The 18391-nt window shown below is 50.4% G+C and carries 2 protein-coding genes; both read right to left on the reverse strand.

All coding sequences use genetic code 11. The features are described from left to right. Positions 1-62 precede the first annotated feature (62 nt). A complete protein-coding gene (locus AAC155_RS21330) occupies positions 63-203 on the reverse strand; it encodes a hypothetical protein (RefSeq protein ID WP_158536615.1) in 141 nt (46 codons plus the stop codon). Between the two features lie 441 nt (positions 204-644). Next, complete coding sequence (locus AAC155_RS21335; RefSeq protein WP_113044062.1) at positions 645-17018, reverse strand: non-ribosomal peptide synthetase; 16374 nt, start codon at positions 17016-17018, stop codon at positions 645-647. Between the last annotated feature and the right edge of the window lie 1373 nt (positions 17019-18391).

The raw sequence follows: 18391 nt of genomic DNA on the forward strand, positions 1-18391 counted from the left end.
AACTGGGATAAAGCTTAATATTATTCAATTACATACTCCTCCCAACATATACCCGTCATCTTTCAAGTTGCCTCTTTGTTGGCTGCACTCACCCCGGTCACATAGTTATCTATGCTCCCGGGGATTCGTTCCCTTGCCATCGCGATGCAACTTGAAATCCATAGAGTATAAACAATTACCTCTAAACAATTAGCGCCAAACAATTACCCCTAATAAATAAGGCTTTTAATTATCACAAGCCTTTAAAATAAACTCAATATATTCTAAAGCGAGTTCATGAAATTAAGGCTAATTAAATTAGCCTATATCATCACCCAAAAACACATTACCATGATCACATCTTCAATTATCTTCTCATAATTATCTATTACAATAAATATTCCCAATAATAATGGCAAAATTAAAAATATAATTTTGATACCAAAGCAATCAACAAAACAAAATAAAATCAACAATAAAATCCGTTTGAGATCACAAAATATAAAATAGCAACAATAATAACAAAGAAACCTAAAAAAATAACTCATATAGGAATGATAACTTCCCTTATTCTATTTTAATGCATAAAAAATCCGGTATAATAAATACATACCGGATTATCACACTAGAACTAAATAATTGAGTACTTCCTTAATATATCAGTATTACGAAGCCCCCTCATCACAACTGATTGCCATCATCCTATTAACAGCCTGAGCTAAAGCGGTTTTATTCTCATTATCTTCCAATAAACTAAAATGGTTACCCGGAGTAGCAATCAACTTAAGTGAAGTATCAGGCATGACCCGCTCCCAACCTAACGACGGCTCTATATTCACGGACTCCGACTTTTCATCCATCACAAAAGAAACAGCAGGAGAAGGTTCTACCGCATAGAACTGATGCAGCGTTATTGCTAATGCTGGCGGCTCATAATCGGCAACGATTTGCGTGTAACGTTCGATCTGCTCCCAATGTTTTGCGATCACATCAGCACGCAGATTGACGGGATATAACGCCAATTCTTGTGCTGCTTCAATAAACTGCACCAAATTCAACTCATCAATTCGCCGGTACAATGCTGCAATCTTTTCTTTGCATTCCTCCCCTGATTGCCGGGCCAGCTCAGTAAAGCAATGGTATTTGGGCTGCATAGCCTCCTTCCCAAAATAATGAGGCGCAGGCGTATCAATTAACCCCAAGAAATTGACCATTTCACCGGCACTCAAAAGCCGCTGGACAACGGCATAAGCCAATACCCCACCGGAAGAGTAGCCACTTATCCGATACGGGCCTACCGCTTGTACCGCTTTCATCAAGGTGATCATTCTGGCTGCCTGCTCTTCCATCGTTAACATCGGTTCTTCACTGATGGATGGCCAAGGCAGCGCATAAATCGGATAGCCCGACGGGATATGTTGAGCCAGCCCGAAGACATAAGAATAATCACCCATGCCACTGGGAACAAAGAACAGTGGCAATCCTGTTCCATCAGGTCGCACCGATATAGCGCTGCTTCGCGGCTGAGACAATAAATCTGAGGTGATTTTAGTTGCCAATTCGGACAACACCGGGAATTGGAACAAAGCATTCAATGTAAAAATCAAACCCCGACCGGCAGCAAGATTCATCATTCGCATGGCAAGCAGTGAGTGGCCGCCCAACGCGAAGAAATTGTCATACCGGCTAACCTGCTCAATCCCTAGCAATTCACACCAAATCGCGGCTAATACGGTCTCCGTTTCGCCTTGTGGCGCTTCATAAGCCTGACGAGCAAACGCTTCATTGTCCGGCTCCGGTAGCGCACGACGATCTAATTTACCGTTCGGTGTCAATGGAAAAGCGTCCAGACGCACAAAGGCTGACGGCACCATATAGTCAGGTAAAATGGCAGTCAGGTGGGTACGCAGGCTATTCGCCAACCTCTCATCCGCTTGCGCCACCACATAAGCAATTAAGCGTTTGTCCTGCCCTTCACCCAACGCCAGCACCACAGATTGACTTACCGCAGGATGTTCCACCAACCGGGCCTCAATTTCACCCGGTTCAACCCGGAAGCCACGAATTTTCACCTGTTGATCATGGCGTCCCAGGAATTCCAGATTGCCATCCGGCAAGTAGCGAACCAGATCTCCGGTTCGATACATCCGTGCATTTGGATTATCGCTAAACGGATCAGTCAGGAAGTATTCCGCAGTCAGTTCAGCACGGTTGAAATAACCCCGTGCGACACCCGCGCCCCCAATATACAATTCCCCCACAACGCCTAACGGTACTGGCTGCCCCTGAACGTCGAGCAGGTAGACACGTGTATTCGGTAGCGGACGGCCTATGATATTGGCCTGCCCCATCCCCTCGTTTAGGCAAGATGTCGTCGTGGTAATCGTGGCTTCTGTAGGGCCGTAGCAATTCGCCAGAACAGGGTATTCACCGTGAGTCGATAGCCAACGTTGTAACTCATGATCAGGTATCGCTTCACCACCAATGCAAATAATCCTTAAGCCCTGATAGATATCGCCTTTATTAACATTTGATATTACCCGCCAGAATTGGGCTGGTATCGCCATGTAGGTAATTTTATAAGACTCGCACAGACGCCAGAACGCCTGCGCACTCAAGAGCCACTGATTTGTCCTTAAGACTAATTGTGCCCCCTGTGTTATTGCGCAAAATATTTCTGACGCGCAAACGTCAAAAGAAGGGTTGCAAAATTGCAATAGACGGTCAGATGCGTTAAGCGACCATTTCATGTTCAGCGAAGTAATTTGACTGACCAGTTGTCTATGTTCAACCATCACGCCCTTTGGTGTGCCAGTCGAGCCGGAGGTGTAAATCACATACGCCAGATGCCGCGAGGTTAATTCCGGTATCTGTGGATTGCTGTCTGGCTGGTCAAGCAATGTATTCGGATCAAGCACTGTCAGACCGGTAAGCACATTCTCGCCCAACACTGTACGCCCGACAGCATCAGCCAACAAAATAACCGGTGAAACATCAGCCAAAATATACGTTAGACGTTCACCCGGATAATCCGGATCTAACGGCACATAAGCTGCGCCAGCTTTCAACACCGCCAACAATCCCACCACCATCGCCGGTGAACGTGCCACGCAAATCGCCACCCGCTGGTCCGGTTCTACACCTAGCGCAATTAGCTGATGGGCCAGCCGGTTAGCGCGGGCATTTAATTCAGCATAGCTGAAAGTTTGCTCCTCATATACTAACGCTGTGGCGTCAGGGGTTTGCTCCACCTGTTGTTCAAACAATTGATGAATACATAACCGTTCAAGATACGAGGTTTCCGTCGCATTCCACGTTTTCAGCATCAACGTACTTTCAATTTCAGGTAGGATGTCCAATGTCCGTACCGGCGTTTCCGGGGTCTGTTCCAATGCCGCCGCCAAGCTCTCCAATGCCTGTTGCATATAGCCGCATACCCGTTCCGGCTCAAACGGTTGGATAACTTGAGCAGTCAGCCCCAGTGCGTCACTAAAATCCTCCACCGACAAGGCAAACGGATAGTTGGTAAACTCCTGCGCACCAAGGAATTCAATACCGTCCATCGTTTCATCCAAAGGATCTGGCTGATCATTATGTCGGTAGTTCAACAGGGCGCTAAACAGTGGAATGCCATCCTGCACACCACTACAACATTGAGCCAGCGCCAGTGAGGCATGCTCATGTTCCAACAATCCCGCTAACTGGCTATGTACTGCCTGTACACTATCTCGCACCGGCGTATCATCCATATCCAGCCGCAACGGCAAGGTATTGATAAACAGCCCCATGCCGCTGTCAACCCCTTTCCCAACCGCCATGCGTCCAAATATTACGGTACCGAACACCACCTGTTCCTGTCCGCTGGTACGCGACAACACCTGCGCCCAAGCCAGATGACATAAAGCCGCCAGACTGACCCCCAAACGCCGGGCTTGACTGCGTAAACGGTCATTCAGCTCAGGTGCCAACATCCGCTGCGATTCCGTCACTTGGGAGCCATCACGATGCACCTCCGTCAATCCGAACGGCAATGTAGGTTCATCCACCTCCGCCAACATTTCGGTAAAGAAGCGGATATGCGCTTCCTGACTCACCCCCAGCCGGGCCTGCGCTACCAAATTGCGGAAAGGTGTCGGTGTTGGCAGGCTCCCCTCCAGTCCGTCCAGATAAGCTTGTACTTCACGGTTCATCACGTCCAGCGTGGTATGGTCGCCAATCAGATGATGCAGCAATTGCAGTACCGTCCAACGGCCATCCGTCTCCTGTGCTACCACAAAGCGCAATAACGGTGCTTCGCTCAGGTCTAGACGATGGTGACGGGGATCAAAACGCTCAGCCAATTGTCCGCTAACCGATCCATCGGCTGGGTTCAGTGTCAATTCAGTCACCGACAAGGATGCCTGACGCCAAACTACTTGGGCGGGCACTGACAGCCCTTGCCAGATAAAGGCGGTACGCAAGATATCGTGTCTATTTACCACCTGTTGCACCGCCGCCAGATAACGGTCCAGCAAAGTCCGCTCAGTAAAGACCATCTGACCGGTTAATAAATAGGGGTCCCCTTTGTTTGCCAATAAGTGATGGAACAGAATACCGTCCTGCAACGGCGATAAGGCATAGATATCCTGAATATTGGCAACTCCGTCCGGCATTTGCCCGACGATACGGTCAATCTCTGACTGAGTTAGATCAATCAGTGGCAACATTTCCGGTGTCAACGCCGTGGTTGCCGGGGTGATGACGTTAGCTGGCACGATTATGGCCTGATGCTGTCCCAACGTTTGGGCCAAATCTGACAGCACCGGCGACTGGAACAGATCACGCGCCGCCAATGTCAACCCCAAATGACGCAAGCGTTCAATCATGCGTACAGCGAGCAGTGAATGGCCGCCCAACGCAAAGAAGCTGTCATATCGACTAACCTGTTCAATCCCCAGTAATTCACGCCAAATCGCCGCTAGCGTCATTTCCGTTTCGCCTTGTGGCGCGACGTAAACCTGACGGGCAACGGCTTCACTGTCCGGTGCCGGTAGCGCCCGACGATCCAGCTTACCGTTCGGCGTCAACGGAAACGCATCCAGACGCACAAAGGCTGCCGGCACCATATAATCAGGCAGAATTTTACTCAGGTGAGTACGCAAGCTATTCACCAGCCCGTCATCCGCGAGTGCCGCTATATAAGCCACCAGCCGTTTGTCAGGCCCATCACCTAACGCCAACACAGCCGCTTCACGCACCGCCGGGTGCTCTACTAAACGCGCCTCAATTTCCCCCGGTTCAATGCGGAAGCCGCGAATTTTAACCTGCTGGTCATTACGGCCCATGAACTCCAGATTACCGTCCGGCAAATAGCGAGCCAAATCCCCAGTTCGGTACATGCGGGCATCCGGGGTATCACTGAACGGATCGACAAGGAAACGTTCGGCGGTTAACTCAGGGCGATTGAGATAACCTTGGGCGACCCCATCACCACCGACATAAATCTCACCGATCACACCTGGCGGTACCGGCTGACCGTAAGCATCCAGCAGATAAACACGCGTATTCGCTATCGGCCGGCCAATAGGTATCCGGCTCGCTCCTTGCGGTAACGCCTCGATAGGATACATGGTGGTAAAGGTGGTTCCTTCACTCGGACCATAGGCTTGCAAGAGTTGTTGTGGCGGACGATTATCCAGAACCTGAGCAATCACCTGTAAATCGGGTATATCTCCCCCGAAAATCAGGATCTTAATTTGCGGAAGAATGGGAGATAACTCTGCCGCCAACCGGTTAAACAACCCGATAGTCAGCCATAGAACTGTGATGCGGTGCTCCTGTAAAGTCAGCACTAGCTCCTGCGGTGTCAATAAAGTGGCGCGGTCGATAACCACTAAAGCCCCCCCATTAAGCAACGGTGCCCAAACTTCAAACGTGCTGGCATCGAAAGCTGGATTAGCTGTAAAGGCAACCCGATCCTCCGGTCCGATGTTGGCATAGCCATTATTGATGACCAGCCGGACCATAGCACGATGCTGTACCAAAACCCCTTTGGGTGTGCCGGTAGAGCCGGAGGTGTACATAATATACGCTAATTCGGCGCTGGAACGCGGCAAATCAAGGTTGACATGATCTTGCTCTCTGTTCGTACTTTTCTTATCCGCGAGACGCAACAGCGGAATAGTCAAGTTAGCCGGAATATCAGCCCGTGTATCAGTAAGCAGCAACCGGGCGGAACAATCACTTATCAGCCAATGTTTCCGCTCATCCGGCATACTGGGATCAACCGGCACGTAAACAGCGCCAGCTTTGAGAATCGCCAATTGGGCCACCACCAGTTCTATCGAGCGTTCTAACAGGAGCGCAATAGGGTCATTCGGACGAATTCCCTGTTCGATTAACTGATGAGCCAGTCGGTTAGCGCATGTATTCAGCTCCGTATAGCTTAAGGTTTTATCGCCCGCTATCAGCGCCGTCGCCTCTGGGGTCTTCTCCACTTGCTGCTCAAACAACTGATGAATACATAATGCATCAGGATAGGCGGTTTCCGTGGCGTTCCAAGTTTCCAGCAACAACCTGCGTTCCGTTTCAGGCAGGATGTTCAACCCCCGTATCGGTGTCTCCGGCGCTTGCTCCAAAGCTTCTACCAGACTCTCCAGCGCCTGTTGCATATAACCGCATAGGCTTTCCGGATCAAACGGTTGTACGACCTGAGCCGTCAGCCCCAGAGATTCACCAAAATCCTCCACCGACAGCACAAATGGGTAGTTGGTTCGCTCCTGTCCACCAAGAAATTCAATACCACTGATCAGTTCATCTGACGTTGCCGACAAAGCATTATGCCGATAGTTCAACAGTGCGCTAAAGAGTGGCGTACCGCTGGCAACCTTGCTGCAACGCTGAGCCAGTGCCAGTGACGCATGCTCATGCGCCAATAATCCGGCCAGTCGGGTATGGGCGGCCTGTACGCTGTCCCGTACCGGAGTCTCATCGATATCCAGCCGCAACGGCAAGGTATTGATAAACAATCCCATGCCATTGTCAGCACCGTCCCCCGCCTGCATACGCCCAAACAGCACCGTACCAAACACGACACTCGGCTGACCGCTGGTACAAGACAACACCTGTGCCCAAGCCAGATGACACAGCGCCGCCAGACTGACCCCCAAACGCCTAGCCTGACTACGCAAACGGTCATTCAGCGTACTCGTCAGCATCCGATGGAATTCCGTCACCTGCGAACCGTCACGATGTACCTCCGTCAATCCAAACGGCAACGTAGGTTCATCCACCTCCGCCAGCATCTCGGTAAAGAAGCGGGTATGCTCTTCCTGACTGATACCCAGCCGGGCCTGCGCCACCAAATTGCGGAAAGGAACCGGCACCGGCAAGCTCTCTTCCTCACCCATCAGATACGCCTGAACTTCGCGGTGCATCACTTCCATCGTTTCATGGTCACCGATCAAGTGATGATGCAGTTCCAGTAACAACCAACGACCATCCGTTTCCTGCGCGATAACAAAACGCAGTAACGGGGCTTGACTCAGGTCAAGACGATAATAACGCGGATCAAAACGCCGGGTTAACTGGTCACTGACTGAGCCATCAGCCGGGTTCAGTGTCAGTTCCGTCACTGACAATGGGGCCTGACGCCAGACCACCTGCGTCGGCACTGACAATCCTTGCCAAATAAAGGCGGTACGCAGAATATCGTGTCGATCAATTATCCGTTGAATCGCCGCCAAATAACGATCCAACAGCGCCCGGTCAGCAAAAACCATCTGGCTAATTAACAGATAGGTATCACCTTCATTCTCCAGCAGATGGTGGAACAAAATGCCATCCTGCAACGGCGACAGCGCGTAGATATCCTGAATATTCGCCATCCCGCCCGGGACTTGTCCGACGATACGATCAATGTCAGGCTGAGTTAAATCGATCAGCGGCAACATCGCCGGTGTCAATACCGTCGTATCCGGTGTAATACGGTTGTCAGGCACCCGGATTTCATCATGCTGAACCAGAGACTGCGCCAGAACACAGAGTGTTGGATGTTGGAACAGTGTTTGTACCGATATCCCCAGACCGATACGCCGCAATCGTTCAATCATGCGTACGGCGAGCAGTGAATGACCGCCCAATGCAAAGAAGCTGTCATATCGACTAATCTGCTCAACGCCCAGTAATTCACACCAGACAGCCGCTAACATCGTTTCTATCTTCCCTTGCGGGGCTTCATAAACCTGACGGGCAAACGCCGACTCCCCCGGTGCCGGCAACGCTCGGCGATCTAGCTTGCCATTCGGCGTCTGCGGGAAGCTATCCAGACGTACAAAGGCTGCCGGTATCATATAGTCAGGTAAAACTGCTTTCAGATGTTCACGCAAATCAACCGCCAAACCCTCATTCGCTTCCGCCGCCACATAGGCCACCAGCCGTTTGTCCTGCCCGTCATCCAGCGCCAGCACCATCGCCTCTTGCACCGCCGGGTGTTCCACCAGCCGAGTTTCAATTTCCCCCAGTTCAATCCGAAAGCCGCGAATTTTAACCTGTTGGTCGTTACGCCCCAGGAATTCCAATTCACCGTCCGGCAGATAACGAGCTAAATCTCCGGTGCGATACATCCGGGCATCGGACATCGGATTAAAGGGGTCCGGTATAAAACGTTCCTCGCTCAATGCCAGCCGGTTCAGATAACCCCGTGCCACCCCCACACCGCCAATATACATTTCTCCAACGCAGCCCAATGGCACGGGTTGCCTGTTTCTATCCAGTAAGTAGACGCGAGTATTCCTAATCGGCCGACCGATAGAACGATCATCTGCCGGGGATAATATTTCTTTACAGGTCGCCGTCACGGTATTTTCCGTCGGGCCATACGCGTTCAATAGCCGGAGTTGGTAGGTTTCCTGCCTAAACCAATCCTGAATGGCGTTCTTTTTGACCGCCTCACTGCCAATGATGATCAGCCTGAGACCATCCGGCAGCGGCAACCCGTTATCTCTGGCCGCCAGTTCAGACCAGAACAGAGTCGGCAAAAACATCACCGTGATACGGTTTTGCCGGGCTAAGGCAATAAATTCCGCCATTGAAGCCAGCCAGCTATCGTCGCGAATAACTAGCGCGGCTCCGTTACATAATGACGAGAAGCACTCTTCCACTGAAACATCAAACGCAAAAGCAGCAAATTGCAACACCCGGTCTTGCTCGGTGACGGCATAGAGTTCATGAACACCCAGATAACGTTGATACACCGCCTGATGTTCTACCATCACCCCTTTCGGCTGCCCGGTTGAACCGGAGGTATAAATGATGTAAGCCAAGTGCTGTGGCGTCAACGCCGGGACCTGCGGGTTACTATCCGGCAGGTCAGGCTGGATATTCGGGTCGAGTACCGTCAACCCGACCAGCGCCTCGTCGCCCAGTGCAGCCTGTCCGGTCGCATCAGCCAATACCACTGATGGGGCAGTATCATTCAGGATATACGTCAGACGCTCCCCCGGATAAGTTGGATCCAGCGGCACATAGGCCCCACCGGCTTTCAGCACCGCCAACAATGCCACCACCATAGTCGGGGAGCGAGCCACGCAAATGGCTACCGGCTGATCCGGTGTTACGCCAAACGCAATCAGTTGATGAGCAAGGCGATTGGCGCAGGCATTTAATTCGGCATAACTAAGCGTCTGCTCTTGATACACCAGCGCCGTCGCATCAGGGGTTTTCTCCACCTGTTGTTCAAACAACTGATGAATACATAACGCGTCAGGATACGGATTCTCCGTGGCGTTCCAGGTTTCCAGTAACAACGTGCGTTCGGTTTCCGGCAGGATGTTCAGTGTTCGTACCGGCGTCTCTGGTGCCTGCTCAAGGGCCTCTACCAAACTCTCCAGCGCCTGCTGCATATAACTGCACAAGCTTTCCGGATCAAACGGTTGCACCACATGAGCAATCAACCCCAGCGTGGCGCCATCGTCCTCCACCGACATTCCAAAGGGATAGTTAGTGCTCTCCTGTTCGCCCAGGAATTCAATCCCCTCTATCGTTTCATCCAAAGGATCAAGCTGATCATTATGTCGGTAGTTCATTAAGGCACTAAAAAGTGGCGTACCGCTGGCAACCCTGCTGCATCTCTGAGCCAACGCCAGTGAAGCATGCTCATGTTCCAACAATCCCGCCAGCCGGGTATGTACGGCCTGTACACTATCGCGTACCGGCGTATCATCCATATCCAGCCGTAACGGCAGGGTATTGATAAACAGCCCCATACCATTGTCAGCCCCTTCTCCCGCCGCCATGCGCCCAAATAGTACAGTGCCAAACACTACTTTCTCCTGACCACTGGTACACGACAGTACCTGTGCCCAGGCCAGATGACACAACGCCGCCAGACTGACCCCCAAACGTCGGGCTTGGCTACGCAGACGGTCATTCAAGCTGGCCGTCAGCAGTCGATGGGATGCTATCTCCTGAGAGCCATCACGATGCACATCCGCCAGTCCGAACGGCAGCGTAGGCTCATCCACCTCCGCTAACATGTCAGTAAAGAAGCGGATATGCGCTTCCTGACTCACCCCTAGCCGGGCTTGAGCCACCAAATTGCGGAAAGGAGCCGGGTCAGGCAGGCTATTCCCTTGCCCGGCAAGGTACGCCCGCACTTCACGGTTCATCACTTTCATTGTGGTATGGTCACCAATCAGGTGATGCTGCAATTCCAGTAAGAACCAGCGGCCATCGGTCTCCTGCGCCACCACAAAACGTAACAGCGGTGCCTGACCCAAATCGAGACGATAATGACGGGGATCAAAACGTCGAGCCAGTTGATCGCTAACCGGCCCATCAACCGGGTCCAGCGTCAATTCAGTCACTAATAAGGATGCTTGACGCCAGACTACCTGTGCCGGCACTGACAACCCTTGCCAGATAAAGGCAGTGCGCAGAATATCGTGGCGATCAATCACCTGTTGCACTGCCGCCAAATAACGATCTAGCAGAGACCGGTCAGCAAAAGCCATCTGGCTGACCACCAGATAGGGATCACCTTCGTTTGCCAATAAATGGTGGAACAAAATACCGTCCTGCAACGGTGACAGAGCATAGATATCCTGAATATTAGTCATCCCACCCGGCACCTGCTCGACGATACGGTCAATCTCAGCCTGAGTCAGATCAATTAGCGGCAACATTTCCGGGGTGATTTTCGTCGTCGCTGACGTAATCACATTCGATGGCACCACCATAACCGGGTGCTGCCCCAATGTTTGCGCCAATTCAAACAACACTGGCGACTGGAACAGGTCACGCACTGCCAACGTCAACCCCAAGTGACGCAGGTGTTCAACCATCCGCACAGCCAGCAACGAGTGGCCGCCCAACGCAAAAAAGCTGTCATACCGACTGACCTGTTCAATCCCCAGTAATTCACGCCAAATCGCCGCCAGCGCCATTTCCATCTCTCCTTGTGGCGCAACATAAATCTGGCGGGCAAACGCCTCTTCGTCCGGTGCCGGTAACGCCCGGCGATCCAGCTTACCGTTCGGGGTTAACGGGAAAGCATCCAGACGCACAAAAGCTGACGGCACCATATAATCAGGTAAAATGGCACTCAAGTGATCACGCAGAGTAATCGCCAGCCCCTCATGGGCTTCCGCCGCCACATAGGCCACCAGCCGTTTGTCCGATCCATCACCCAGCGCCAACACAGCCGCCTCACGCACCGCCGGATGCTCCACCAGACGATTCTCAATTTCTCCCGGTTCAATGCGGAAGCCGCGGATTTTAACCTGTTGGTCATTGCGGCCCAGAAATTCCAGATTACCGTCCGGCAGATAGCGGGCTAAATCCCCGGTCCGGTACATACGCGCATCCAGTTGATCACTAAATGGATCTGTCAGGAAACGTTCCGCAGTCTGGTCAGGGCGATTAAGATAGCCACAAGCAACCCCATCTCCCCCCACATAAATCTCACCGATCGCACCTGTCGGCACCGGCTGACCGTAAGCATCCAGCAGATAAATACGTGTATTGGCTATCGGTCGGCCAATGGGGATACGGGTCACTCCCTGCGTTAATGCCACGATAGGATACATAGTGGTAAAAGTGGTTCCCTCACTGGGACCATAAGCCTGCAAGAGTTGTTGTGGCGGGCGATTATTTAGAACCTGAGCGATCACCTGTAAATCGGGTATATCTCCCCCGAAAATCAGAATCTTTATCTGCGGCAGAACCGGAGATAACTCTGCCGCCAGTCGGTTAAACAACCCGATAGTGAGCCACAGCACTGTGATGCGGTGAGCCTGTAAAACCGGTACTAACTCCTGTGGTGTTAATAACGTGGCGCGGTCAATAACCACTAACGCCCCGCCGCTGAGCAACGGTGCCCAGACTTCAAACGTACTAGCATCGAAAGCCGGATTAGCCGTAAAGGCAACTCGGTCATCCGGTCCGATTTCAGCATAGTCATTATTGATGACCAGCCGGACCACCGCACGATGCGGTACCAAGACCCCTTTAGGTGTACCGGTAGAACCGGAGGTGTACATGATATACGCTAACTCGGTGCTGGAACACGGCAAATCAGGGTTGAGGCACTCTTCCTCTCTTCCGTCCGTGTCTGATTCATCCGAGAGACGCAACAGCGGAACAGTCAGGTTAGCCGGAATATCAGCCTGTGTATCGGTGAGCAGCAACCGGGCGGAACAATCACTTATCAGCCAGTTTTTCCTCTCATCCGGCATACTGGGATCAACCGGTACGTAAACGGCGCCGACTTTAAGAATAGCCAACTGGGCCACCACCAGTTCTATCGAGCGCTCTAACAGGAGCGCAATATGATCACCGGAACAAGCTCCCTGTTCGATTAACTGATGAGCCAGCCGGTTAGCACGGGTATTCAGTTCCGTATAGCTTAGCGTTTTATCTCCTGCTATCAGCGCTGTCGCCGCTGGAGTTTTCTCCACCTGCTGTTCAAACAACTGATGGACACATAACTGATCTGGATAGACGGTCTCCGTCGCGTTCCAAGTTTCCAGCAACAAGGTACGCTCCGCTTCCGGCAGGATCTCCAATACCCGAACGGGCATTTCTGGCGCTTGCTCCAGCGCTTCCACCAGACTCTCCAGTGCCTGTTGCATATAATCGCATAGGCTTTCCGAATCAAACGGCCGCACGACTTGAGCGGTCAGCCCCAGCGTAGAGCCACCGTCCTCTACCGACAGCACAAACGGATAGTTAGTTCGCTCCTGTTCGCCCAGGAATTCAATCCCAGCCATTGTTTCATCCAAAGGATCTGGCTGCTCATTATGACGATAGTTCAACAGGGCACTAAAGAGCGGCGTACCGCTGTCAACTCCACTGCATCGTTGAGCCAAGGCCAATGGAGCATGCTCATGCTCCAACAATTCAGCCAGCCGCAGATGCGCCTCCCGCACACTGTCCCGTACTGGGGTTTCATCGATATCCAGCCGCAGCGGTAGGGTATTGATAAACAACCCCATTCCTTCCCCCACAGCCATGCGCCCAAACAGGACGGTACCAAACACCACTTTCTCCTGTCCGCTGGTACGCGATAATACCTGTGCCCAAGCCAAATGACACAACGCCGCCAGACTGACGCCCAAACGTCGAGCTTGAGTGCGCAGACGGTCATTTAGCTCAGGAACCAACATCCGGTGGGATTCCGTCTTCTGAGATCCATCACGATGCACGCCCGTTAACCCGAACGGCAACGTTGGCTCATCCACTGCCGCCAACATATCGGTGAAGAAACGGGTATGCGCTTCCTGACTCACTCCCAACCGGGCCTCAGCCACCAGATTACGGAACGGCACCGGCGCAGGCAGATTCTCCCCCTGTCCGGTAAAATAGGCCTGCACTTCACGGTGCATCACTTCCATCGTTTCATGGTCGCCAATCAAATGATGCTGCAATTCCAGTAAGAACCAGCGGCCATCGGCTTCCTGAGCGATAACAAAATGCAGTAGCGGCGCCTGACTCAAGTCAAGACGATATTGAACAGGATCAAAACGCCGGGTTAACTGATCAATGACTGGACCGTCCGCCGGGTCTAGCGTCAGTTCTGTCACGGGCAACCGTGCCTGACGCCAAACCACCTGCGCCGGAACGGATAATCCTTGCCAAATAAACGCCGTCCGCAAAATGTCATGGCGATCAACCGCCTGTTGTACCGCCGCCAGATAACGTTCCAGCAAAGACCGGTTGGCAAAGGCCACCGGATAGAGCACCAGATAGGGGTCGCCTGCCTGTTCCAACAGGTGGTGGAACAAGATACCGTCCTGCAACGGCGACAACGCATAGATATCCTGAATATTGGTTATCCCGCCCGGCACTTGCTCGACGATGCGGTCAATGTCAGTCTGACTCAAATCAATCAGCGGCAACATCTCCGGCGTCAGCGCCGTAGTTGTCGGCGTGATGACGTTAGGCGGGACTATCACAGCCTGATGCTGTCCCAACGTTTGCGCCAACACTGACAGCACCGGAGACTGGAACAGATCACGCGCCGTCAGTGTCAAACCCAGGTGGCGCAAGCGCTCAATCATCTGCACGCCGAGTAGGGAATGACCGCCCAACGCAAAGAAACTGTCATGCCGGCTTATTTGTTCAATGCCCAATAACTCACGCCAGATGTCCGCCAGAGTGATTTCAGCCTTCCCTTGTGGGGCTTCATAAATCTGACGGGCAAAATCGTCTTCCCCGGGCGCAGGCAACGCCCGGCGATCTAACTTGCCACTTGGGGTCTGCGGGAAGCTATCCAGACGCACAAAGGCCACCGGCACCATATAGTCAGGCAAAATGGCACTCAGGTATTCACGCAGATCAGCAGCCAATCTCTCATTCGCTTTCGCCTCCACATAAGCCACCAGCCGTTTGCCCTGATCGCCATCCAATGCCAGCACCGCTGCCTCTTGTACCGCCGGGTGTTCCGTCAATCGGGCTTCAATTTCCCCCAGTTCAATTCGAAAACCGCGAATTTTAACCTGCTCATCGTTACGGCCCAGGAATTCGAGGTCACCGTCCGGCAGGTAGCGGGCCAAATCACCAGAGCGATACATCCGTTCGCCGGATACCGGACTAAAAGTATCCAACATAAAACGTTCCACGCTCAACGCCGGCCGGTTCAGATAACCTCGTGCCACCCCCACGCCACCAATATACATCTCACCTACACAACCTGCGGGGACCAGTTCGCCATATTTGTCCAACAGGTAGATACGGGCATTTTTAGCCGGTCTGCCGATAGAACGGGCATCCTCTGGGGATAACACCTCCTTATAGGTCACCGTCACGGTGTTTTCCGTCGGGCCATAACCATTCAACAGCCGAGGCCGATGGCCTGCTTGTCTAAACCAGTCCTGAATGGCACTCTTTTTCACCGCCTCACCCCCAATGATGATGAGCCGGAGACAATCCGGCAGCGGCAATCCATTATCTCTAGCGGCCAGTTCAGACCAGAATAAAGTCGGCAGTGACATCACCGTAATACGATATTGTCGGGTTAAGGCAATAAATTCCGGTATCGAAGCCAGCCAGCTATCATCCCGGATAACCAGTGTGGCGCCGTTGCATAGTGACGAGAAGAAATCCTCCACTGAAACATCAAACGCAAACGCGGCAAATTGTAATAGCCGGTCTTGTGCGGTGACGGCATAGGTGTCATTAAAACCCAGATAACGTTGATAAATCGCCTGATGTTCCACCATCACCCCTTTCGGCTGTCCGGTTGAGCCGGAGGTGTAAATCACATAGGCCAGATGCTGTGGTGTTAATGCCGGGATCTGCGGATTGTTGTCGGGCTGGTCAAGTTGGATATTGGGATCAAGTACCGTCACTCCTACCAACGCCTGTTCGCCCAGCGCCGCCCGGCCAGCTTTATCAACCAGCACCACTGACGGTGCACTATCGCTCAGGATATATGCCAGACGTTCCCGCGGATAAGTTGAATCCAACGGCACATAAGCCCCACCGGCTTTCAGCACGGCCAGCAATGACACCACCATCATCGGGGAACGTTCCACACAAATCGCTACCCGTCGGTCCGGTGTGACGCCCAGCTTAATCAATTGATGAGCCAGCCGGTTAGCACGAATATTCAATTCCGCATAACTGAGGGTCTGTTCTTGATATTCCAACGCCGTGGCGTGTGGGGTTTGCTCTGCCTGTTGTTCAAACAATTGATGAATACATACCGGGTCAGGATAAGGGGTTTCCGTGGCGTTCCAAGTTTCCAGTAGCAAGGTACGTTCAGCCTCAGATAACACATTAAGCTGCCAAATAGGAATTTCCTCTCCCTGCCTTTTTGACGCTGCCAGCATCTGTAAATGTTCACCCATGCGCAGAATCACTTCCGTGCTCAGGCGATTTTCATCGTAAATCCAGCGAAAACCGCCCTGCACATTGATTTGGAGCGTCAGCAATTCGCCCGGCACCGTATGATCACACGGTCTATCCTCCGCTATGACAGCAATGGCAATTCGCCACGGCCGGTGGCTTGTCAACGCCGGAATAGCCCACAATGAAGGAGCGCGCGCGAGGAGATCTCGACTAAATGTGCGGTGCCGGGCCAACCGGGCCAGCTCACCATCCAGCCAATTCGCTACCACATGCCAGGGCTTATCAAACTCCATCTCAACGACCATTGGCACCACCGGTGCCAAATCTGCCGACTTATCGTTTACCCCATCCACGCACCAACCGATTTGGAATACCGTCTGCTGAGTCAAACGCGCAAGGTAGATAACGAATGCCTGCAACAATGTTTGTAATGGTTCCTCTTCACCGTTTTTTGGCAACGGGAGCTGCCAGTCGCTTATTACCCAACTGGGTTCTATTTGCTCTCCGGCGGTTTCAAAAGGTAATTGGAGGGGTTGCAAAGCAGCAAGACGTTCGCACCAAAATGATTCACTGGATGTCAACGTCTGGGGAATATTCTTTACATTTTGAGTCGGTGGTAAAGTGTCATTTACGTTGGTTATATTTTCTGACGTCTGAGAGAGGAGTTCAACTTTAAAATCACTTCCTGCTTGAGCGATACTATCTTTCATTTACTACCTCAACGAATCTGTTAGAAATTTGAAAACTGTCATTTCTGACAACCATCACCAATATTTCTTTCTCACTTCTTGCCCCCAAGAAATAAAAACGGACACATCTGATATCAATTCAAAATATTCAGATACGGGATGCTATAGCCCCGTCAACAACAAGCAATTAACAATTTCTTGACATTAATTTTCCTGACAACGGAATAAATAATTTATTTTATGCTCCGGAATAAGACATTCCATTTTTGTTCCCGTTTTTTAGATAAGTTCGATTAATTGACTGCAATTTTAATTGGCTAATATTGAATTCCATCATTTAAAATGTAACCGTCAACTGCATTTAATTATGCATAAATACCAAATCACCATTGTATGTTATCTATTCTCTATTAATATCTAATTGAAATTATTTCAAAAACAAATGATATATTTACAAAGATAAAATAAATAAATTATCAAAAAAGTTTACTTTGATAATTACTTATAAAATAAATTCTTTATCTTAATAATTAACTAATAGTTCAATTACAAATGTATACCCGTCATCTTTCAAGTTGTCTCTTTGTTGGCTGCACTCACTCACCCCGGTCACATCGTTATCTATGCTCCCGGGGATTCGCTCCCTTGCCGCCGCGATGCATCTTGAAATCCATAGGGTATAACTTATTCAACATTTACAAACCATCCTATATATTCAATTATTTGAAAATATAAGGCTGGGTTAAAAGTAATTCATAACACACTATTTTTCAACAAATAAATAATATCATTAATGTAAATACCGTAAACGAACCAATACAAATTCAAATTAAATCCATTATATTTTTTTATAATAATAAGATTATAAAGTCGATATAAATGTGATTATATTTAATATCATATAGAAATAATTTAAAACTAGAAATAGCTTTATTACATACTATCTTACAATAAATATTATTGCTATAAAACAATAAGATATGCAATAAATCATTAATTACAAGACAATATCACCCAAGTAAATCGTTCTACAAGGTAATTTACTTGATGCCCTGAGACATTTATCAATTTATAATTTCATTTCGATATTGTTTAATTTCCAGACAGCAGAGAAATATATAGACATTATATTGATCAATATTAACAATGAAAATATATGTCTATTTATTTATAAACTTTACATTAATTATTATTAATAATTAATGATAATAACAATGAAACATATTTTTATATATAGCAAAGAAAATTCATAAAAAATAAAATAAGATCAGACCGCTGACAAACCCCATTGAAAATAATGGGGTTTGTTCCTTTCATTACGAATCATAATACAACTCATTTTCCTCATTGACCCGATTCAATCGCCCGTCAGGGCGTTATTTTCGCTTCGCGGG

It is taken from the genome of Photorhabdus sp. HUG-39, assembly GCF_963878365.1.
Classification (GTDB): Bacteria; Pseudomonadota; Gammaproteobacteria; order Enterobacterales; family Enterobacteriaceae; genus Photorhabdus; species Photorhabdus kayaii.